Origin of the sequence: Methylobacterium persicinum (assembly GCF_022179525.1) — a bacterium.
GTDB classification, from domain to species: Bacteria; Pseudomonadota; Alphaproteobacteria; order Rhizobiales; family Beijerinckiaceae; genus Methylobacterium; species Methylobacterium persicinum.
Window position 1 is genome coordinate 1 of the sequence record NZ_BPQX01000075.1, and the last position, 20,638, is coordinate 20,638.

Below are 20,638 nucleotides of genomic sequence, written 5' to 3' on the forward strand. Positions count from 1 at the left end.
AAGCCGCGCGCGGTGTCCCCGCGCGCGGCTTTTGCGTCAGGAGAGGCGCCGATGGCGACGGGCATTAACGGTGCGCTAACCACAAACCGGGCAATTTCTGCCGAGTGGCCCCTTCCTGGCCCACCCGCGTCCCGAGCGTAACTCCCGTGAAGCCGATCATCGATCTCGTTACGAAGCTCGGCCCGGCCCGGCTCGCCGCGATGGCGGCTGTGACGCTGACGCTCATCGGCTTCTTCGCCTTCATCATCCTGCGGGTCTCGCGCCCCGACATGGGCGTGCTGTTCTCCGACCTGTCGATGCAGGATTCGGCCGCCGTCATCCGCGACCTCGACGCCCGGGGCATCCGCTACGAGACCAAGGGCGATACCGGGCAGACCATCCTGGCGCCCCGGGCCGACCTGCCGCGCCTGCGCATGGACCTCGCCGGCAAGGGCCTGCCCAGCCAGGCGGGCGTCGGCTACGAGATCTTTGACAAGGGCGACGCGTTCTCCTCCACGAACTTCGTCCAGAACGTGAACCACCTGCGGGCGCTCGAAGGGGAGCTCGCCCGCTCCATCCGGGCCATCGGCCGGGTCCAGGCCGCCCGGGTCCACCTCGTCCTGCCGGAACGGCGCCTGTTCGAGCGCGACCGGGAGATGCCCTCCGCGGCGATCGTGGTGAAGCTGTTGGGAGACCTCGATCCGGGGCAGGTCCGGGCCATCCGGCACCTCGTGGCCTCCGCGGTGGAGGGATTGCGGCCTGACCGGGTCTCCATCGTGGACGAGCGCGGGCGGCTCCTGGCGGACGGCGCCCGGGGCGCCGACCAGGAAGGCGCGGCGGCGATGGAGGACCGGCAGCTCGGCCTTGAGAAGCGCCTGCGCTCGCAGGTCGAGGACGTGGTGGCCGGCATCGTCGGCGCGGGCCGGGCCCGGGTTCAGGTCAACGCCGAACTCGACCTGAACAGGACCGAAAGCCGCTCCGAGACCTTCGATCCCGAGAGCCGGGTGGTGCGCTCCACCCAGACCCGGACGGAATCCTCCCTCACCGGCGGCGCCGAGGGGGCCACCAGCGTCGGCAACGAGCTGCCGGGTGCCAACGGCGGCGAGAAGGCCCCCGCGCAGAAAGATGCCACCAACAAGAACGAGGAGACCACGAACTACGAGATCTCCCGCGTTACCAAGACGGAGGTCGCCGAGGGCGGCCGGATCAAGCGGCTCTCAGTGGCGGTGGTGGTCGACGGCGTCTACACCACGGGGCCCGACGGCAAGCCGATCTACGCCCCCCGCCAGCCGGCGGAACTCGAGCGCATCACCGCCCTGGTGCGCAGCGCGGTGGGCTTCGACAAGGCCCGAGGCGACCAGATCGAAGTGGTGAACCTGCGATTCGCCGAAGGGCCCAACGCCCCGCCGCAATTCGAGGAGCAGGGGCTCGTGCAGTCGATCCTGTCGCCGTCCAAGGAGGACGTGATGCGGTTCGGCGAACTCGCCGTGCTCGGCATCCTGACCCTCATCGTCCTGATGACCGTGGTGCGCCCCTTGGTGAAGCAGGTGCTGGCCCCCCTCCCCGAGGCGGCGGCAGCAGGCGCGGGGGCCGGGGACATGCTGCCCTCCGGGGCGACGATCACGCTCGCGGGGCCGAACAGCACCGTCACCGTGGTGGAGCGCGACAACCCGGCCACGCGCCTGATGGAATTCGCCAAGATCAATGGTCAGGTACAAGCGGAAACGGTGCAGCGAGTCGTGGACATGGTGCGCGCAAGCCCGAACGAGACGGTCGAGGTGCTGCGCTCATGGATCAACGAGGACTGAGCGGAGGCTGAGGGCGGACGATGGCGGCGGGACTCGGCGTTCAGATACCGGCGGGAAAAGACGAGGGCGGAGCGCAGCTCCCGGGCCCGCAGCGGGCCGCTGCCCTGCTGCTCATGCTCGGCGAGGCCGAGGGCGCGCCGATCTGGCAGGCCCTCGAGGAGGAAGAGGTCAAGAAGGTCAGCGCCGCGATGGTGCAGCTCGGTGCGCTGGAGGTGCGGACCGTCGAGAAGCTGATCATCGAGTTCGTCACGAAGCTCGGCAACAGCGGCGGCATCTCGTCCAACTTCGAGCGCACCGAGGCGCTCCTACTCAAGATCTTCCCGACAGAGCAGGTCTCCCTGATCATGGCGGAGATCAAGGGCGCTTCGGGGCGGCGGGTCTGGGCGTCCATCGCCCAGGTGGACCCCGAGATCCTGGCTTCGTTCCTGCGCAACGAATACCCGCAGACCGTGGCGGTCGTGCTCTCCCGGGTGCGGGCCGACTACGCCGCCAAGGTTCTGACCATCCTGCCGGAGGAGTTCGCCATCGACGTCCTCAACCGCATGCTGCGGATGGAGACCGTGCAGAAGGAGGCCCTGCGCCACATCGAGGAGACCTTGCGCGTCGAGTTCGTCTCGACCATCGCCCAGACCCAGCGGCGTGACGCCCACGAGATGATGGCCGACGTGTTCAACGCCTTCGACCGCCAGACCGAAGGCCGCTTCCTGGCGGCCCTGGACCAGGCCAACCGCGGCTCGGCCAAGCGCATCCGCGAGCTGATGTTCACCTTCGAGGATCTGCTCAAGCTCGATCCGGGCAGCGTGCAGACCCTGCTGCGCAAGGTCGAGCCCGACACCCTGTGCCGGGCCCTGAAGGGCGCCAACGAGCGGACGCGGGCCTTCTTCATGGGCCAGATGTCCACCCGCGCCGCCAAGAACCTCACGGACGAGATGCAGGCGCTGGGCCCCGTGCGCCTGAAGGACGTCGACGAGGCCCAGGCCAAGATGACCGAGATCGCCAAGGACCTCTCCGAGAAGGGTGAGATCATGATCGCCAAGAACAGCGCCGAGGAGGAGCTGGTCTATTGAGCGCCGCCGCGAAGACGCCGTTCCTGTTCGACACCGACTTCCGCCGGCCGAAGCCGAGCGCGGAGGAGGCGCGGGCCGCCCAGGAGAGCGCCCTGGCCGAACAAGCCGCCCATGCCCGCGGGGTGCAGGAGGGACGCCGCCAGGCCGAGGGCGAGGCGGCTGCGCGCCTCGCCTGGGCGATGGCACATATCGCGGAGGCCGCCGACGGGCTCCTGGCCGCCGCCGATGCCCGGGAGGCCGAGCGCGAAACCCAGGCCGTGGAGGTCGCCCTGCTCATCGCCCGGAAGGTGGCCGGCGACGCCCTGGATGCGCAGCCCCTGGCGGGGATCGGCGAGGCCGCCCGGAGCGCGCTCCAGCACCTGCGCGGCGTGCCCCACCTCGTCGTGCGGGTGCACGAGAGCCTCGTGGAGGAGGCCGAGACCCTGGTGAAGCGCCTCGCCCGAGAGCGCGGCTTCGAGGGCCGTCTCGTCGTCCTGGGCGATCCCGATACCGCACCGGGCGACGCCCGGATCGAATGGGCCGACGGCGGCGTCGTGCGCGAGCGCGCCCGCATCGAGGCCGCCGTGGCCGAGGCCCTCGGCCTCCCCTCCCTCAGCTAGCGCGCAACGCCCATGTCCGACGACTTCAACCTCCCCCAGCTCGGCGACGACGACGGCGGCTTCGTGTCGGATTCGATCCGCGAAGGACCGACGACGCCCAAGACCGCCTCCGACCTGGAACAGCTCTTCGACGTGCCGGTGATGGTCTCGGCGGTGCTCGGCGCCGCCCGGATGCCCATCGGCGACCTCCTGCGCCTCGGCCCCGGCACGGTGCTGGAACTCGACCGCAAGGTCGGCGAGGCGATCGACGTCTACGTCAACAACCGTCTGGTCGCCCGGGGCGAGGTGGTCCTCGTGGAGGACCGCCTCGGGGTGACGATGACCGAGATCGTCAAGGGCGAATGACCGGGCGTTCCGGGAGCGTGACGCACCTGGGATCCCCCCTGCAAGACCGCGGAAGGAATTGAGACCATGCGGCTCCTGATGATCGGGCGGCTCAACGGCGAGCTGATCACCGCCTCGAAGATCGCCATGTCCCGCGGCGCGTCCGTGACGCAGGCCGACGGCGTGCCCCAGGGCCTCAACGTCCTGCGGATCAAGGGCGCGGACCTTGTGATGGTGGATGTGGGCCTGTCGGTGGCGGAGCTCATCGGCGCCCTGGAGGCGGAGCGGATCCGCACGCCCGTCGTCGCCTGCGGCGTCTCCTCCGACGCCGACGCGGCGGTGGCCGCCATCCGGGCGGGCGCCCGGGAATACATCCCCCTTCCGCCCGACCCCGAGCTGATCGCCGCCGTGCTGGAGGCCGTGGCCGCCGACCGGAGCCCCTTCGTCTGGCGCGATCCGGCCATGGCCCGGGTCGTCAAGCTCGCCGAGCAGGTCGCCCGGGCGGAGGCCTCGGTGCTGATCACCGGCGAGAGCGGCACCGGCAAGGAGGTGCTCGCCCGCTACCTGCATGCCCGGTCGAACCGGGCCGCCAAGCCCTTCGTCAGCGTCAACTGCGCCGCGATCCCCGAGGCGCTCCTCGAATCGGAACTGTTCGGCCACGAGAAGGGCGCCTTCACCGGCGCCATCGCCCGGCGGATCGGCCGGTTCGAGGAGGCCAACGGCGGCACGCTGCTCCTCGACGAGATCTCCGAGATGGACGTGCGCCTGCAGGCCAAGCTCCTGCGCGCCCTGCAGGAACGGGTGATCGACCGGGTCGGCGGCACCGCGCCGGTCAAGGTGGATATCCGCGTGCTCGCCACCTCCAATCGCAACCTCGCCGAGGAGGTCCGCAAGGGAACGTTCCGGGAGGATCTCCTCTACCGGCTCAACGTGGTCTCCCTGCGCCTGCCGCCACTCCGCGAGCGGCCCGCCGACATCCTCGAACTCGCCGGCCATTTCGCCCGGCGCTATGCCGAGTCCAACGGCCTGCCCTTGCGGCCTCTCTCGGCGGAGGCACAGGGGCTGATGCTGAAGAACCCCTGGCGCGGCAACGTGCGCGAGCTGGAGAACACCCTCCACCGGGCGGTGCTCCTCGCCTCCGGCTCCGAGATCGGCCCCGACGCGATCCTCACCCCGGACGGCGAGACCCTGGTGCCGGAAGGGCCGGCGGCCCGGGCGGCGCAGGCTGCAGAGGCGGTGACGCGGGGCCTCGTCGGCCGCACGGTGGCGGAGGTCGAGTGCGACCTGATCCTCGACACCCTCGATCATTGCCTGGGCAACCGCACCCATGCGGCCAAGATCCTCGGGATCTCCATCCGCACCCTGCGCAACAAGCTCAACGAGTACGTCGCTTCGGGCCTGGAAGTGGCCGAGCCGGGCAGTGCGCGGGCGGGCGCGGCGATCGGGTAGGGCCGACCGCCCCCGGGCTTCACATCCGCTCCGTCATTGCGAGCGGAGCGAAGCAATCCAGGGCGGCGGGACGCCGCCGAAGGGGGCGCATCCTTGGATTGCTTCACTCCGTTCGCCATGACGACGGAGGGAGCAGGCGGGAAAGCCTCCCTACCGCCCGGAGAACTGCGCCTTGTGCTCCTTGGACTGCGCGGCGAAGGCCTCATCGAGCTTGCGCAGGGATTCGAAGCGCGCGACGTCGCTCTCGATGTCGCGGATCGTCTCCTCGACGATATGGCGCCGGAAGGCGGCGCGGGGGTCGGCGGGATCGAGCCCATCGCGCTCCTGCAACCGCAGGACCGCCTCGCGGACCACCGCGTAGACGCCCTCGCGCTCGTCCCGGGTCATGGACGGATTGATCGCCTTCGCGATGAGCGCGGAGAAATCCGTCATGGGCGGGGCGGCGGGGGAAGCGATCATGGGCTTCCCTCCTCTAAATCAGCCCGGAAGAAAACGGTATCCGCCCGTTAGCCCCGCTGGTCCCGGATGCCCGCCTTGACCAGGGTGAACGAGCTCCAGGCGACGATGAAGCAGAACAGCGACACGAAGGTGGTGCGCCACCGCTCGGGGTAGAGGGATTCCATGGGCAGCACGGGGCGCTCGAAGGTCGCCAGGAAGATCTGCTGCTTCGCCGCCGAGATCCGGGCCCGGTCGTAGAGAAGGTGGGCGGATTCCTCCAGCTTTTCGGCGATGGTGCGCTCGACCATGAGACCTTCATAGGCGAGCAACGCCTCGGTCAGGTTCGTCTGGCCCTCGGCGCCGGGGCCGCTGCTGGTCATCTCGTCCTGCAGGCCCTTCATCTGCTGGTCCAGGGCGGCGACCTGGGCCGCCAGGGTCTGGATCGAGCGGGACCGCTCGTCCAGGTTCGAGCTGCGCAGGACCTGCAGGTCGCCTTCGATCTTGATCTTCTCCTTGCGCAGGAGCGTCAACGTCAACAGCGTGCCTTCGGCGGTCTTGGTCGGGTCGATCAGGCCCCACTTGTTGCGGAAGGTCTGGAGGGCGAGGTGCGCCTTGCGCAGGCGCTCCTCGGCGGTCGCGGCATCCGCCTTCGCCTGGGCGACCATGTCGGCCTGGGCGCGCTTCGAGATGTCGTTGATGAGCAACTCGGAGCGCGTCACCACCTCGCTGGCGATGGTGAGGGCATCCGCCCGCGTGAAGGCGCGCACGTTGAGGCGGATCACGCCCGAGATCGCGTCGATGTCGGCGCTGACCATCTTGCGCCAATACTTGGTGAGTTCCTCGATCGGCTCTTTCGGGTTGAAGCGGGCGTAGAAATCCGCTTCCGGCCGGGAGAACATCCGTGAAATGTGGATGTTCTTCTCCAGCTCCTCGACCATCGCCTGACTCTCGATGTAGTCGCGGACGATGTAGCCATCCTGGCTGTTGTGCTTCTGGATCAGCGCCGTGAACTGGCCGAGGCTCGCATGCTCCATCGGCTCGACGTTGCCGCGCACGGCGAATTGCGCCGAGGCCACGTACTGGTTCGACGCGAAGACGAAGAGGTAGACGGCCACCACCGCCGTCGGCAGGAGTACGAACAGGCCGATCCGGCGCATCAGCATGCCGGCATAGCTGGCCTCTTCCTCCTCCCGGGCGGGACGAAGGCCCGGCAGGCGCCGCCAGTCGATCTGCGTGCCCGCGGACCGGAGCAGGGCCAGCGCCCCACGCTTCGGGGGAATGGGCCGGATCGTCTCCGCCTCGCGGAGCAGGTCGGTCATCGCGGGCGGGGCGAAGGCGACGATTTCACCCTCGCGCAGATCCTCCTTCGATGCCTCCTTGACGTCGTCCAAGCTCATCCGCTCGCTGTTCCTGATCTGCGTCGGCTCCGTGGGGAGGAGCCGGCCGAGGGCGGCCCGTGTCCTGAAGGGGGATCCCGTTCTTTTCGGCCCTTTTTAAGGCACCTCCCCCGGACGTTGCGCCGCCGTGGCCGGGCGTTGCGCCGCAGCGCCGGGACGCCTACAGCCCCCGCATCGGCCCCCGCGCGTCACCGCCCTCCCCCGCGGCGTGGGGCGGGCCCCCTTCCCACCAGGGTCGCCCGGCGATGACCACAGATCCGAGACCGGCAATCCCGACGCCGGCAGCAACTCCGGCGGTCCGCCCCGTCCGGCTGGCGAAGGCCAAGTTCGGCGGCCTGGCCGTGGTCTGCGCCAAATGCGCGAAGCGGCAGGGCCTGCCTGCGAAGGCCGTCCGCAAGCTCCTGAAGGAGGCTTACGAGGATCTTCGGCCCGCCCGGGACACGGGCGGGGGCAAGCGGCGCAAGCTCTGTGTGATCGAGTCCGGCTGTCTCGGCCCCTGTCCGAAGCGGGCGGTGGCCGTGGCCACGGGCACGAGCCTCGCCGCAGGGCGGGTTGTGCTCCTCGATCCCGGGGCCGGCCGCGAGGGGGCCCGGGCGGCCCTGCTCCCCGAATTCGGCCCCATTGCCCGCCTAGGCGGAGGGGCGGATACTGAAGGGACGAGAGACGACTCGTCCCGCTCCCCCTGACGCCACGACCCAGGACGCCCGGCCCTTGGATTTCGCAACGCACCGGTCGCGCCGGGCCCGCATCGGGCACGCGGTCCTGCGCCGGCTCCCGCTGGCCGGCACGCTGGTGGGCCTTGGCCTCGCCGCGTGGCTCGTGGCGACCAACGACCTCGCCGCCGTGGCGGTCGCCTTCGGCAAGATCGGTTTCCTCGGGCTCGCCGGGGTGGTGCTGGCACGGATCGCGGCGATCCTCGTCTGCGGCCTCGCCTGGGCCCGGCTGCTCGACGGGTTGAGCCCCGCCCCGGCCTCCTCCTGCCTCGTCCTGCGCTTCGTGCGCGAGGGCATCAACGTCCTCCTGCCCGTGGCCTCGGTGGGGGGCGACGTGCTTGGGGCGCGGCTCCTCACCTTCTGGGGGGTGCCGGGTGCCCTGGCGGCGGCCTCGGTGCTCGCCGACATGCTGTTCCAGGTGGGGACGCTGGCCCTGTTCGCCGGTCTCGGCGCCGCCCTGGTGGGCCAGGTCGAGGGCGCGGCGGCGGCGGAACTCGCGCACTGGACCGGCCGGACCCTGGGGGTGGCCGCCCTGCTGCTGGCCGGGTTCTTCGTCCTGCTGCGCACGGGGCTGATGCGGGTGCTGGAGGAGAAGGTCGCCGCCCTCGGCCGGCGCTTCGTGCGTGAGGCCGAGGCCCGGCCGGAGCCCCGTTCGCAGGTTCAGGGCGCCCTGGATGCGGTCTGGGGCCGGGGCCGGCGCGGCCGCCTCGCGCAATCGTGCGGGCTGCATGCCCTGGCCTGGATGTTCGGCGTGGCCGAGGTCGCCATCGTCCTCGCCTGCATCGGCGGCCACCCGGTGGACCTGACGGAGGTGGTGGTGATCGAATCCCTCGGGCAGGCGATCAAGGCCGCGGCCTTCCTGGTCCCGAGCGGGCTCGGCGTCCAGGAAGGGGGCTTCGTCCTCGTCTGCGGCCTGTTCGGGATCGATGGCGGCACGGCGCTCGCCCTCTCTCTGGCCAAGCGCGTGCCGGACGTGGTGCTGGGCCTCCCGGCCCTGCTGGTCTGGCAGAACCTTGAGGCGCGGCGGACCGGAATCGGCCCGGCCGCGACGCCCCGATGATCGTTCGTCCTCCCATGTCCAGGCCATCCCTGCCCCGCCGGATCGCCGCCCTCGCCGGCCTCCTCCCCGTTCTCCTGGCGGGCCCGGCCTTCGCCCAGAGCCTCACCGTCGATCTCGGGGCGGGGGGGACGACCGAGCGCGCCCTGCAGCTCGTCGCGCTTATCACCGTGTTGGCGGTGGCGCCCTCGGTGCTGGTGATGGCCACCGCCTTCACCCGTATCGTGGTGGTGCTCTCGATCCTGCGCTCGGCGCTGGGCACGCAGACCGCCCCGCCGACGGCGGTGATCATCAGCCTCGCCCTGTTCCTCACCGCCTTCGTCATGGCACCCACGGGCCGCGCGGCCTACACCGCCGGCATCGAGCCCCTGGTCGCCGGGCGCATCACCCAGGCGCAGGCCTTCGACCGGGCCTCGGCCCCGTTCAAGGCGTTCATGCTCAAGAACGTGCGGGAGAAGGACCTCAAGCTGTTCCTCGACCTCGCCAAGGTCCCCGTGCCCAAGGGCCCCGAGGATGTCGGCCTGGAGATCGTCACCCCCGCCTTCATGATTTCCGAGCTGCGGCGCGCCTTCGAAATCGGGTTCCTGCTGTTCATCCCCTTCCTGATCATCGACCTCGTCGTGGCCTCGGTCCTCATGGCGGTGGGCATGATGATGGTCCCCCCGGCCACCGTGGCCCTGCCCTTCAAGCTGATCTTCTTCGTCCTGGTGGACGGCTGGGGGCTGGTGGCCGGATCCCTGGTCCAGAGCTACGGCAGCTGAATCCGGCCCGACGCCGCCGCTACAATCGTTCGATACAAGGGGGCATTCACCCTGCCGGGCAAATGTAGGCGCCTGAAAATGAATCGATTATAGGGAGTTTAAACCTGCACCTGTCATGGATGGCGCATGGCAAGGCTAAGGAACCTCCTAGGCGATCGGCGGGGCGCGGCAGCAGTAGAGTTCGCGCTCGTGGGTACGCTCTTCATCCTGACGACGCTGTTCGTCATGCTGGCGGGAGCGATTCTCTACATCACCGAGGCCGTTGACTACGCAGCGAATGCCGCGACCCGGGACATCATGACCGGGAACGCCCAGGCCAATTCCGTCACGCTGGGCAGTTTTACGCAGGGCGTGTGCAACCGGCTGCCCCCGGGCCTGCTGTGCAGCAATCTCGTGATCAACCTCTACGTCGTCACGCCGGCGAGCCAGCCGGGCGGCTACTACGGCTACGTCAAGTCCGACATCAGCGGGCTGACGATCCCGCCCCTCTCGCCGGGCTCGGGGCAGTTCACCCTTGGGACCCAGGGCGCCTACCAGTACCTCCAGGTGATCTACCCGGTCACCTTCCTGCCATCCGGCTTCGCCGCGATGCTGAGCGGCGGCGCCACCTTCAACGGCAAGGCCGCCTACCTCGCCATCGGGACCGCGGCCTTCCGGAACGAGAACTACTGATGGCGCCGGCCTCCCGCATGGGCGCGGAGCCCGGCCGCCCGACGCGCCGCTTCCTCCGGGACGAGAGGGCCGTGGCGGCGATCGAGTTCGCCGTGATCCTGCCGATCCTGCTGCTGCTCCTGCTCGCGGGGAGCCAAGTCGTCCTCTACATCAATGCCAGCCGGAAGGTCGGGCAGGTCGCGCGCTCGATCAGCCAGATGATCTCGCAGGTCAAGCCGCCGACCAACTCCTCGACCGCCACCGTCAACGCGACCGACCTCCACTTCAGCTTCGACGCGACCTTGGTGATCTTCCCCTTCCTGATGGGCGACGCCAAGCGCCAGAACGTTGCGTGGTGGCAGGACATCTCGATCAACTACGCGAGCATCGCCTTCACGCAGACCAACAGCACCTGCAACGACCCCACCGACCTGAGCGCCTGCTACACCGCCAACGTCGTCTGGACGAGCACCGGCACGAGCCAGCCCTACGGCACGAACTACCGGCCCTGCACCCCGGCCCAGATCCCCGCCGACAACACGGCGGCGCCCTCCCGCCTCACGCTGCCCCGCTCGGTCTTCGGCCCGGCCTCGCTGATCGTGATCGACGTCGTGTTTAACTTCACCCCGACCTTCGGCGCGAGTTTCGTCCCCGCGGTCAAGATCGCCCGGTCCGCCTACGTGCAGCCGCGCTACGCCACCCTCATCAACTACGACACCACCAACAGCGACGGCATCGCCACCAAATGTCCCGGCTACTGACCAACGCAGGCCGCCTCGCCCGGCGGGGGGCGGCCCTCGCCGCCGCCCGCGGCGGTAACATCAGCATCATCTTCGCGCTCTCCGCGATCCCCCTCGTGGGGCTCGTCGGACTCGGGGTGGATTACGGCACGGCGATCACCGCCAAGTCGAAGCTGAACGCCGCCGCCGACGCAGCCGCCCTGGCCGCCGTTGTGACCGCCAAGGCCTATATCGGCGCCAACCCGAACCAAGCGAACGTCACGCAGAACGGCATCACCGCCGGGGTGAACCAGGGCATCAACGCCTTCAACGTTAACGCCGGCCGGGTGGCGTCCACCACCGTGACCCTCCAGACGCCGCAGGTGACCCGGAGCGGGCAGACCCTGACCTCGACCGTCACCTACACCGCGACGGTCCAGAACAGCTTCGGCAAGATCTTCCGCTCTCCGACGACGACCCTGACCAACACCGTCACCGCTTCGGCGGACCTGCCGAGCTACCTCGATTTCTACCTGATGGTGGACGTGTCGGGCTCCATGGGCCTGCCCGCCACCTCAACCGGCATGTCCTCCCTCGCCGCCGTGAACACCGACATGTGGTCGGACTACAAGCAGGGCTGCCAGTTCGCCTGCCACTTCCCCGGCTACAACGGTTGGTCGCAGGCGGCGGGCAAGATCCAGCTCCGTTCGGACGCGGTGAACACCGCGGTGTGCAACCTGCTCCAGCGGGCCGCGGCACCCCTGGTGCCGAACCAGTACAGGGTGGGCATCTACCCGTTCATCAACCAGCTCGCGACGCTCGCCGCGCTGACCGGGACGATCAGCTCCCTGAGCACCGCGGCGCAGTGCAGCCAGTCCTGGCCGATGGCCTTCACGAACCTGCTCGATACGGGCTCGACGCAGCTCTACACCAACAACGATCCGAGCACCGGGACGGGCAGCGGCGGCACCCATTTCGAGGTTTCGATGCCGCAGATGAAGTCGACGATTTCGGTCTACGGCGACGGCTCCGGCGCGTCGCAGCCGAAACCTTACGTGTTCCTGATCACCGACGGCATGCAGAACGGCCAGCACTTCTTCACGTCGGTGAGCGGCAAGTACACCTACCCCGGCAACCCGTCGAAATTTTCCGGTTACGGCAATGCATGGTGGGACGGTTCGCAGCCTTCGCAGATCGATCCGAGCACCTGCTCGGCGCTGAAGGCGGCGGGCGCGACGATCTCCGTGCTGTACATCCCGTACAACCAGATCAGCTTCGTCAACAACAGCGGCGGCATCGCCTGGGAGAACAACAGGGTCAACGGCTTCAGCCCGACCCTGGCGACGCCCCTGCAATCCTGCGCCTCGACCGGCTTCTTCTACACCGCCAACTCCCCGACCGACATCAACAACGCCCTCAGCGCGATGTTCGACCAGGCCCTGCGGGTGGCGCGCATCACCCAGTGAGGGCAGGCCGGAGGGGGTGGGTCGAGCGTTTTCGGTTTGATCTGGATCCCCCGCAAGGGCGCTTTCTGTAATCGAAGGATCACAAAAGGCGTCTTAGACCGTCTTTGCGAGCGGCGCGAAGCAATCCAGGGCCAGCGGGACCTCCCGGAACGGAGCGGATCCCTGGGTTGCTTCGCTTCGCTCGCAATCACCGTGGAGATGGCGTGATCCAAGTGTCCCGGAAAACCCTCTAGCCGGGCGGCGAGGCGGCGGGGGCGTCGGCGCGGCTCTGGCTGCCGTCGGACGCGACTCCCCGATCCGGGACCGCGGCCTCGGGGTAGCGCTTGCGATACTCGGTGAGGAAGGCCGACAGGGTTTCCGCCTTGGTGGCCCGCGCGGCGATGCTGCGGAAGCCAGGCGCGCGGGTCGCCCCGTCGCTCGTGAGCAGGGCGAATGTCCGGGCATCGGGCCCCAGCGCCATCGGCCCTGAGAACTTCGCCTTCAGCCGCTCCAGGCCCAGACGCTCGCCCCCGAGGTCGTAGGCGATGGCGGCGCGGATGGCATCGCCCCGGGCCGCCTCGTCGAGGGGTGCGCTGGACCGCCACGTGTCGCCGAGCAGCGCCTCGTGCGCCTCCCCGGCCTCCCGCCACCGCCTCGCGCTCCAGAGGATGTCCGCCCGCAGCCGCGCCACGTCTGGCCCGCTCTCGTCCTGGACCGCCTCCAGGGCGAGATCGGTGCGCGTCAGGTCCGAGAGCGCCCTGGCGCGCACCAGGGAGCGCGCCCGCCGCAACTCGGCGGGCAGTTCGGGCTGGTCGGTCGCCTCCAGGGCGGAGAGCGCCCGCATGGGCTTCGAGTCCATCAGCAGCACGGTCGCCAGCCTCGCCGCCACGAAGGCCCGGGCCGGACCGGTGAGGCGGTTGTCCACTTGGTACTGCAGGAGGTTGGCGGCCGAATCGAGCAGATCGAGCCCCACCAGCCGGTCCGCGAGACGGCGCACCACCGCGTCGCCCCGGCGGCCGACGGGCGCCAGCTCCTTGAAGTCGAAGTACAGCGCGACGGCCGAGACGCCCGGGAGGCTGTCGCCCTTGCCCGCGAGATAGAGGTCCTCGAAGGCGTTCTGCGCCTCCGTGGTGAGGGCTCGCGACACGGACGAGTTCGGGGCGAGGACGTTGGCGCGGCGCACCGCCGTGAAGGCCTGCCGCCAGCGCCCGTCGGCGAGATAGAGCCGGGCGAGGCCGGCATTGATGGCGCCGTCGAGGGCGCCGCCGTGCCAGAGCAGGGCGAGGCGCTCCAGCCGGTCGATGGCGGCGGCGGTGTCGATCTTGCCCATTGCCCGGGCCAGCAGCGCCCCCCGCAGGGCCGCTGCGACGGCCACGGGCCGTTCCGCGTTGTCCGCCAGCTTGGCATAGGCCTCGAGGGCGGCCGTGTTCTGGCCGGTCGCCTCGGCCACCCGGGCCCTGACGAGGGCGAGCCGGTCGCGGATCAGGGGAGGAAGGTCGCGCCCTTCGGCCGCCCGGGCCGCCGCCGTCTCGGCGTCGCCGGTCTCGATGGCGGCCTCCGCCGCCGTCGCGCGGAGCATCTCGGCGACGTCGGCGGGATAGCGGTCGGTCAGGGAGAGGGTCTTCTGGAAGCCCAGTTCCGCGGCGGTCCAATCGCCGAGGCCGGCCGAGGCCACGGCACGCCAGAGGGCGGCCTCCGGATCCGCAGCGAGGTTCGTGCCGGAGAGGGCCTTCAGGGCGTCGGCATGGCGGCCGATCTGCTCCATCAGGATCCCGCGCAGGACCTGGGTGTCGCGCAGGTCGCCGGTCAGCGGGTCGTCGGCGGCGGCGGCTTCCAGGGCCGTCAGGCCCTCCACGTTGAAGCCGGTCGCGAGGGAGGCGCGGGCCAGGGCGATCCGCGCGGGGCCCCGCTCGATCGCCGGGCCCATCGCCGCCGCGTTGAGAAGGCCGCGCAGGGTCTCGCGCACGTTGCCGAGGCGAGCCTTCTCCCAGGACGCCCGGTCGATGGCCAGGGCGCCGGGCATGTCGAGGATGGCCTCCGGCTTCTTGGGCGCATTGGAGGCCGCAAGGCCCCCTTCCCGGGCGATGAAGACGCCGTCGAGATCGGGCCGGACGGCGAGGTCATCGGCCGCCGCCAGGATCGCGAGGCCGTGCCGGCTGGGGAGGATCTCGAAATCGACGAAGCGGCGGGTCTTGGGATTGCCCGCCGGCTCAAGGGCGGCGGACGGCACCACGGCGATCCGCTCGCCGTCGAGATCAATCCAACCCGTGGCCCCGGGACGGGGCAGCGCCACGACCACCGCGACCTGCCCGGACGGGTTCGGACGGCGGGCCGGCTCCAGGGTCGTGCTGGGCCTGAGGCTCTCCCCCGCCGAAAGCTCCCAGGCGGGACCGCCCGGCGCCGCGACGGCATTGAGGTCCAACAGCCGTCCCGCCGGGACGGCGAACCGGAGGACCGTGAGGGAGCCGAAGCGCCGGGGCTGCCCCAGGGGGCTCAGGCCCGACGCGCCGGATGGCGGGACGGTGACGGCGTCGGCGGTCTCGAAGGCGAGGACGGCGATTCCCCCACGCTCGAACAGGGCCGCGGGCGGCAACCGTTCGAACGGGAAGACCAGCCCGGATCCCGGCGGACGCGTGGGCGCGGCGTCCGCGGCCGTGGGGGCGGGCGCTCTGGCCGGCGACCGATCCTGGCCCCGGACGGCATCCGGGGCGGCCGTGTCCTTGCCGGCGGGGTCCTTGCCAGCGGGGTCCTTGGTGGCGGCCTCCTTCCGGGGCTCCTTCGCATCGCCCTTCGGCGCGTCCCCGGCGGGCACTTCGACCGCCGTCGTGGGAGCAGGCGCGGGCGGGGCCTTGCGCACGACGTCGAGGGAATACAGCCCCTCCTCGCGCTCGCCGGTGATGGTGAAGCCCTCGGCGGGGGTGAGGATCAGGGTGGCCGAGCCCTCGTCGGCATCGGTGACGAGGGAGGTGAGGCCCGGCCGGGGCCGTCCGCGCACCCCCCCGGCATCGATGGTGAAGCGGCCGGCGATCCGCAGACGCGTGGCCGGCCCCTCGTTCGTGAGGGTGGCGGACACCTCGTCGGGCAGCCGCAGGGACAGGCGCGTCAGGGTCGGCAGGAGGGCGAGTTCGAGGGGCAGCGCCTTGGGCGGCGGCAGGGGGTTGCGTGTCCGGAGCGCCTCCTCGGCGGCCTGCGCCCGGCGGGCGAGATCGGCCACGACCTCCTGCGGCAGGGGCGGGGGCAACCCCTTCCAGCTCTCGGGGAGGAGGTCCACGAAGACCCGCTCTCCGGCGGATTGCACGTTGGCCCGCACCGGGCGCTGGAGGGCGAGGCGCAGGCCGGTCCCGTCCGGGTCGCGTCGGACGGTGGCGACATAGCCCGGCATCTCCTCGCCGAGCCGTTCCGGCCCCGCCGTGGTGCGCTCGCCGTAGCCTAGGATGAGGACGCCGCCCGACACCGTCGCCTTGACGGTGACGGGCTTGTCGAAAGTCAGCAGCAGGCGGCCATAGCCTTCGGCCTCGGCGCCCTTCGCCGAGATCAGGCGGGCGGCGAGCGCCGGATCGATCCCGGCGGCCAGGAGCAGGGCGGCCAGAGGCATGGCCTGGAGCGGCGAACGGAATCGCCGACGGCCGTCCCCCCGCTCTCGCCCGCGCAAAGCTCCCATCGTCCGAGCAGATCCGATTCCGGCGCGGGCGATACGCCACGACGCCCTGAGGGAAGACCCTGCACGAGCACGGCTAATGGCGGCTTAACCGTGCCGCCGTGAAGCTGCGAAGACGGTTCCCTTCCGCGTCAGCCGCTCAGGGCGACCGCCCGGTCGAAAGCCTGGGGGAAACCGACGAGGGGGACGACGATCGTCGCGGGTTCGTTGTTGCCCGACTTCTGCCCGGTGATCGTGAGGGTCTTGGCGGTCCGCATTCCATCGGTCGCCAGCGTCGGGAAACTGATCGGGACGAGGCAGCCCTCGCCGGTGCAGGTGGAGTAGGGCGCGCCCTTTCCGAGCGCCTGCTCGTCGAGCTTGAAGCTCACGCCCGGATCGATCGCCATGCCGAAGGGCATGAGGATCACCCCCTCGGCCCGGCCGTCCTTGGGGGCGCTGAGCTCGAAGCCGAACTTGCGCCGGCCGGTCTTCGAATCACCCTGCGACTGGACCACGATGCAGTTGGTCTGGGCCTCGGGCCGGACGCAGGACACCGTCCAGTCGCCGTAGCTCTCGCTGACGCTGGTCGCGCCCGGTGGCCAGGCGGATGCGGAAGGGGCGGGGGCCGGTGGCTGTGCGGCGGGCTGTGTGGCGGCCTTGGGCGCCGGCTTCGGCGCAGGCTTGGGCCGGGGCTTCGCCTTTTGCGGTGCAGCGACACCGGCCGCGGGCGGAGCCTCGGCGGCGGGTTCGGCGTCCTGGGCCCAAACCCCCGAAGTCGTGAGCAGGGCCGCCAGGAGCAGCGCCACGCTGCGGGCGGGCACGCGGATCAGCGGCATCGTTTCGGTTCCCCCGGGAATACGCAGTCGGACGCGCTGCCGCCTACCGCCTGACCGGTTCCGACGCAATCGCGCACGGTGCAAAACCGCACGCGACCGGGGAAGGCAGACCTCACATCGGGTTGGGGCCGCCGGCCGCTTCCATCAGGGCGCAATGCCGGGCGAAGGCCACGGCGGCCTCCCGGCGGACGATCCGCGCCAGGGCGAAGGTGAGGGTGAGGAAGCCGGGGTCCCGGTCTGCGGTCTCCTGGGCGGGGGCGGGAACGCGGGCGGCGATGAAGGCGAGCATGACGATTCCGATGGCTGAGGGGCGCGGACGGTTCGCAAGGCGCCGCCCGTCTTGCTGCAGCGCAATATGAACCTTCCGCATTTGCGCACCACAGGATGAAATGCCGCCATGACATGCGTTGATCGCATGGCTCGCGGGGGTCGGCGTTAACCGGGGAGCAAGACTCTTCTTTGTGCCCCTGCCTGTTGACCCGTCCCGGGCGAGGCGCCATGGAGCGAGCCGTCGCGACGCGGGCGCCTGCGGGCCCCATTTGTCGCCGAAATGTCACCTGTGCGGCCTACCGCCGGCCCATGGAGCGTCGCGGCGCCCGCGCCGCCCACCAGACGAGGATTGCAGCATGACAGACGCGCCCACGCGCTGGCCGATCCACGGCCGCATCAGCGGCCCCATCGTGATGATCGGCTTCGGGTCGATCGGGCGCGGGACGCTCCCGCTGATCGAGCGGCACTTCGAGTACGACAAGGCCCGCTTCACGGTGATCGACCCGGTCGACACCCACAAGGCGCTGGCCGAGAAGCACGGCCTGCGCTTCGAAACCGTGGCTCTGACGCCCGAGAACTACCGGGAGGTCCTCACCCCGCTGCTTACCGAGGGCGGCGGCCAGGGTTTCTGCGTGAACCTGTCGGTCGACACTTCCTCGCGGGCGATCCTGGAGCTGTGCCGGGAACTCGGCGCCCTCTACATCGACACCGTCGCCGAGCCGTGGCCGGGCTTCTACTTCGACAAGAACCGCAGCCAGGGCGACCGCACTAACTACGCGCTCCGCGAGGACATCCTCGCCGCCCGCCGGCAGAACCCGGGCGGCCCGACCGCCGTGTCCTGCTGCGGCGCCAACCCGGGCATGGTCTCGTGGTTCGTGAAGCAGGCGCTCCTGAACATCGCCAAGGATACCGGCGTCACCGATCCCGAGCCGAAGAGCCGGGACGAGTGGGCGGCCCTGATGCACAAGCTCGGGGTGAAGGGTGTGCACATCGCCGAACGCGACACCCAGCGGGCCAAGAACCCGAAGCCGCGGGGCGTGTTCGTCAACACGTGGTCCGTCGAGGGCTTCGTCTCCGAGGGCAACCAGCCGGCCGAGCTGGGCTGGGGCACGAACGAGACCTGGATGCCGGAGAACGCCCGCGGACAGGAGAAGGGCTCGGCCTGCGCGATCTACCTGCTCCAGCCCGGCGCCGACACCCGCGTGCGCACCTGGGTGCCGACGGCGGGCGCACAGTTCGGCTTCCTCGTGACCCACAACGAGGCGATCTCCATCGCCGACTACTACACTGTCCGCGAGGGCGAGAAGGCCGTGTTCCGCCCGACCTGCCACTACGCCTACCACCCGGCCGACGACGCGGTGCTGTCGCTGCATGAGATGTGGGGCAATGCCGGCAAGGTGCAGGACAAGCACCACATCCTCGACGAGACCGAGATCGTCGATGGCATCGATGAACTCGGCGTGCTGGTCTACGGCCACGCCAAGAACGCCTACTGGTACGGCTCGCAGCTCTCCATCGAAGAGACCCGCCGGATCGCCCCCTACCAGAACGCCACCGGCCTTCAGGTGACCTCGGCCGTGCTCGCCGGCATGGTCTGGGCGATCGAGAACCCGGAGGCCGGCATCGTCGAGGCCGACGAGATCGACTTCCGCCGCTGCCTCGAGGTGCAGACGCCGTATCTCGGCCCGGTGGTCGGGGTCTACACCGACTGGACCCCGCTGACCGACCGCCCGGGCCTGTTCCCGGAGGATATCGACACCAGCGACCCCTGGCAGTTCCGCAACGTGCTGGTGCATCGGTAGGCCGGGGAGCATTCCCCTCTCCCCGTCTTGCGGGGGAGAGGGGGCCGGCTGCCGACCACGTTCTTGCGAACCAAGCCCGTCATTGCGAACGGAGTGAAGCAATCCAGGGATCCGCCACGGTCGGAAACGTCCCGTAGCCCTGGGTTGCTTTGCTGCGCTCGCAAAGACGACGAGGTGTCCGCAGCCTACACCTCCACGACAAGGTCCGGCCGGTAGGTTGCCCCCTCAATGGGGTTCGCGATCCAGCGGCAGCGGCCGACCGTGATGTCGTGGCCGGCATGGAAATGGCCCGAAAGCCAGAGATCCGGTCGTCCTTCGTCGGCTAATTCATCAAGCACGGTGGTCGCGTAGAAGGCCGGCACCCACCAGGGCACGCCGGGCGCCTCGCGGTACCGGTCGGCGGCGAGGGGGCTCGCCGGGTGGTGGGTGATGGCCACCGTCGGCCCGGCATGGGGGATGGCGAGGGCGGCGCAGAGCGTGTCCCGCTCGGCGAGGTGGGCGGCCATGGCGTCGGCGGGCTGCCAGTGGGTCCCGTCCTCCTTGCGGATGGACCCGCGATATTCCCGCGAGCCGGTCACCGGATCGGTCATCCGCGCAGCGGCGTAGGCGATGGGGTCCGACGGCCGGTCGGGCGTATCGTCCCGGAGCCAGCGGCCGGCGAGGGTCCAGTCGCTCCACAGGGTGGTGCCGACGAAGCGCACGCCGTCGATCACGGTCGCCCCTCCCCCCTGGAGCAGGCGAATCCCGGCGCCGAGCCCGTTCAGGCGATCCACCTCCGCGACGAGGGCCGCCAGGAGCTGCGGCGCGTTGCGGGGGTCGCCGGTCGGGGCGTAGTGCTCGTGGTTGCCCGGCACCAGCACCACCGGCCGTCCCTGGGCGAGGTGAAGCAGGGCCGCCAGCCCGCGCTCCGGATGGCCCTCGTAGAGGTCGCCGGCGCAGGCGAGCACGTCGAAGTCGCCCGACGGCGGTTCGATCAGGTCGAGGCGGCGGCGTTCGAGGTGCAGGTCGGAGAGGGGAAAGATGCGCATGCGTCCTCTCAACCGGCCGCCCGCCGCTCGGCCGCAGCCGCCCGGAGGATGTCGATGGCCGAATCGGCGTTGATGACCGCGATCAGCCCGGCAGCGGCGAGGTCGGGCCAGGGCGAGGGCACGGCCAGCGTCGTCAGCCCCGCGGCCACCACCGCGAGGTTGGCGACCGTGTCGTTGCGCGCCGAGAGATAGGCCGCCCGGGTCAGGCTGCCCGAGCCGGTCCGGTGCCGGGCGAGCATCAGCGCGCAGGCGAGGTTGACGGCGAAGGCCCCGAGCCCGGTGAGAACCAGGGGCAGAACCGCAGGCGGCGTGAAATCCGAAACCTTCTCGTAGGCGGCCACGGCCCCGGCCAAAGCCGGGAGGACCAGGAGAAACGCCATCCCGGTGCCGAGCCGGGCCCGGTTGCGGGCGCTCCAGCCGAGGCCGGCGACGATGAGCAGGTTGATCGCCGCGTCTTCCAGGAAGTCCAGGCTGTCCATGACGAGGGCCACGGAGCCGATCGTCACGGCCACGGCGATCTCGATGAAGAAGCAGCCGAAGTTCAGCGCCGCCACGCGGGCGACGACCGGGCGCAGGGCGGGGGCGGCGGGATCGGGGCTCATCCGGAATCCGGGCGACGGGGTTCGCGCCCGCCTCTTGTCCCGGGGAGCGAGCGGTG

Annotated in this window: 19 protein-coding genes; 12 read left to right on the forward strand and 7 right to left on the reverse strand. The window is 70.5% G+C overall.

All coding sequences use genetic code 11. The annotated features are described in order from the left end of the window. The first annotated feature begins 146 nt into the window (after positions 1 to 146). The 5 genes from fliF (at position 147) to flbD (ending at position 5,226) form a co-directional block, all read left to right on the forward strand. The gene (gene fliF, locus MFF22_RS24040) at positions 147 to 1,787 is read left to right on the forward strand and encodes a flagellar basal-body MS-ring/collar protein FliF (protein WP_238253263.1); all 1,641 of its coding nucleotides are present in this window, start codon (positions 147 to 149) and stop codon (positions 1,785 to 1,787) included. 20 nt (positions 1,788 to 1,807) lie between these two features. Then, complete coding sequence (locus MFF22_RS24045; protein ID WP_238253264.1) at positions 1,808 to 2,854, forward strand: flagellar motor switch protein FliG; 1,047 nt, start codon at positions 1,808 to 1,810, stop codon at positions 2,852 to 2,854. Next, a complete protein-coding gene (locus MFF22_RS24050; RefSeq protein WP_238253265.1) occupies positions 2,851 to 3,453 on the forward strand; it encodes a FliH/SctL family protein in 603 nt (200 codons plus the stop codon). Before MFF22_RS24045 ends, MFF22_RS24050 begins: the two co-directional genes overlap by 4 nt. Positions 3,454 to 3,465: 12 nt before the next feature. After that, entirely contained in the window at positions 3,466 to 3,798 is a 333-nt protein-coding gene (gene fliN, locus MFF22_RS24055) for a flagellar motor switch protein FliN (protein WP_238253268.1), read from the forward strand. Between the two features lie 66 nt (positions 3,799 to 3,864). Continuing rightward, on the forward strand, positions 3,865 to 5,226 hold the full coding sequence (flbD, locus tag MFF22_RS24060) for a sigma-54-dependent transcriptional regulator FlbD (protein WP_238253270.1): 1,362 nt from the start codon (positions 3,865 to 3,867) through the stop codon (positions 5,224 to 5,226). Positions 5,227 to 5,376: 150 nt separating this feature from the next. Here the strand turns inward: flbD and MFF22_RS24065 are convergent, their stop codons facing one another. Both MFF22_RS24065 and MFF22_RS24070 read right to left on the reverse strand, forming a co-directional pair. Beyond that, positions 5,377 to 5,658, reverse strand: coding sequence for a hypothetical protein (locus MFF22_RS24065; RefSeq protein WP_238253297.1), 282 nt, complete (start codon positions 5,656 to 5,658; stop codon positions 5,377 to 5,379). Between the two features lie 74 nt (positions 5,659 to 5,732). Continuing rightward, positions 5,733 to 7,061 (reverse strand): KpsE/RkpR family capsule polysaccharide export protein, encoded by a 1,329-nt coding sequence (locus MFF22_RS24070; RefSeq protein WP_238253272.1) that lies wholly within the window; start codon positions 7,059 to 7,061, stop codon positions 5,733 to 5,735. Positions 7,062 to 7,306: 245 nt separating this feature from the next. On the opposite strand from MFF22_RS24070, the gene MFF22_RS24075 reads away from it, so the two are divergent. The 6 genes from MFF22_RS24075 (at position 7,307) to MFF22_RS24100 (ending at position 12,428) form a co-directional block, all read left to right on the forward strand. Next, entirely contained in the window at positions 7,307 to 7,747 is a 441-nt protein-coding gene (locus MFF22_RS24075) for a hypothetical protein (protein ID WP_238253274.1), read from the forward strand. A 25-nt stretch (positions 7,748 to 7,772) separates the two neighbouring features. Beyond that, on the forward strand, positions 7,773 to 8,834 hold the full coding sequence (locus tag MFF22_RS24080; RefSeq protein WP_238253276.1) for a lysylphosphatidylglycerol synthase domain-containing protein: 1,062 nt from the start codon (positions 7,773 to 7,775) through the stop codon (positions 8,832 to 8,834). Between the two features lie 14 nt (positions 8,835 to 8,848). Beyond that, entirely contained in the window at positions 8,849 to 9,592 is a 744-nt protein-coding gene (fliP, locus tag MFF22_RS24085) for a flagellar type III secretion system pore protein FliP (RefSeq protein WP_238253277.1), read from the forward strand. Between the two features lie 126 nt (positions 9,593 to 9,718). Continuing rightward, positions 9,719 to 10,264, forward strand: a complete 546-nt coding sequence (locus tag MFF22_RS24090) for a TadE/TadG family type IV pilus assembly protein (RefSeq protein ID WP_238253278.1) — start codon at positions 9,719 to 9,721, stop codon at positions 10,262 to 10,264. Beyond that, positions 10,264 to 11,004: a TadE/TadG family type IV pilus assembly protein gene (locus tag MFF22_RS24095; RefSeq protein ID WP_238253279.1), complete on the forward strand. Its 741-nt coding sequence runs from the start codon at positions 10,264 to 10,266 to the stop codon at positions 11,002 to 11,004. Before MFF22_RS24090 ends, MFF22_RS24095 begins: the two co-directional genes overlap by 1 nt. Next, the gene (locus tag MFF22_RS24100; protein ID WP_238253280.1) at positions 10,989 to 12,428 is read left to right on the forward strand and encodes a pilus assembly protein TadG-related protein; all 1,440 of its coding nucleotides are present in this window, start codon (positions 10,989 to 10,991) and stop codon (positions 12,426 to 12,428) included. Before MFF22_RS24095 ends, MFF22_RS24100 begins: the two co-directional genes overlap by 16 nt. Before the next feature lie 229 nt (positions 12,429 to 12,657). Here the strand turns inward: MFF22_RS24100 and MFF22_RS24105 are convergent, their stop codons facing one another. The 3 genes from MFF22_RS24105 to MFF22_RS24115 all read right to left on the reverse strand — a co-directional run bounded on the left by MFF22_RS24105 (position 12,658) and on the right by MFF22_RS24115 (position 17,169). Further along, entirely contained in the window at positions 12,658 to 16,002 is a 3,345-nt protein-coding gene (locus tag MFF22_RS24105; RefSeq protein WP_238253281.1) for a hypothetical protein, read from the reverse strand. A gap of 194 nt (positions 16,003 to 16,196) precedes the next feature. Then, on the reverse strand, positions 16,197 to 16,880 hold the full coding sequence (locus MFF22_RS24110) for an invasion associated locus B family protein (protein ID WP_238253282.1): 684 nt from the start codon (positions 16,878 to 16,880) through the stop codon (positions 16,197 to 16,199). 112 nt (positions 16,881 to 16,992) lie between these two features. Next, positions 16,993 to 17,169 (reverse strand): hypothetical protein, encoded by a 177-nt coding sequence (locus tag MFF22_RS24115; protein WP_238253284.1) that lies wholly within the window; start codon positions 17,167 to 17,169, stop codon positions 16,993 to 16,995. A gap of 337 nt (positions 17,170 to 17,506) precedes the next feature. Between MFF22_RS24115 and MFF22_RS24120 the strand changes: the two genes are divergently transcribed. Further along, on the forward strand, positions 17,507 to 18,952 hold the full coding sequence (locus tag MFF22_RS24120) for a homospermidine synthase (protein ID WP_238253286.1): 1,446 nt from the start codon (positions 17,507 to 17,509) through the stop codon (positions 18,950 to 18,952). 185 nt (positions 18,953 to 19,137) lie between these two features. On the opposite strand, the gene MFF22_RS24125 is transcribed toward MFF22_RS24120, so the two are convergent. Together MFF22_RS24125 and MFF22_RS24130 are read right to left on the reverse strand one after the other, a co-directional pair. After that, positions 19,138 to 19,980, reverse strand: a complete 843-nt coding sequence (locus tag MFF22_RS24125; protein WP_238253287.1) for a metallophosphoesterase — start codon at positions 19,978 to 19,980, stop codon at positions 19,138 to 19,140. An 8-nt stretch (positions 19,981 to 19,988) separates the two neighbouring features. After that, on the reverse strand, positions 19,989 to 20,582 hold the full coding sequence (locus tag MFF22_RS24130) for a cation efflux transmembrane domain-containing protein (protein ID WP_238253290.1): 594 nt from the start codon (positions 20,580 to 20,582) through the stop codon (positions 19,989 to 19,991). Between the last annotated feature and the right edge of the window lie 56 nt (positions 20,583 to 20,638).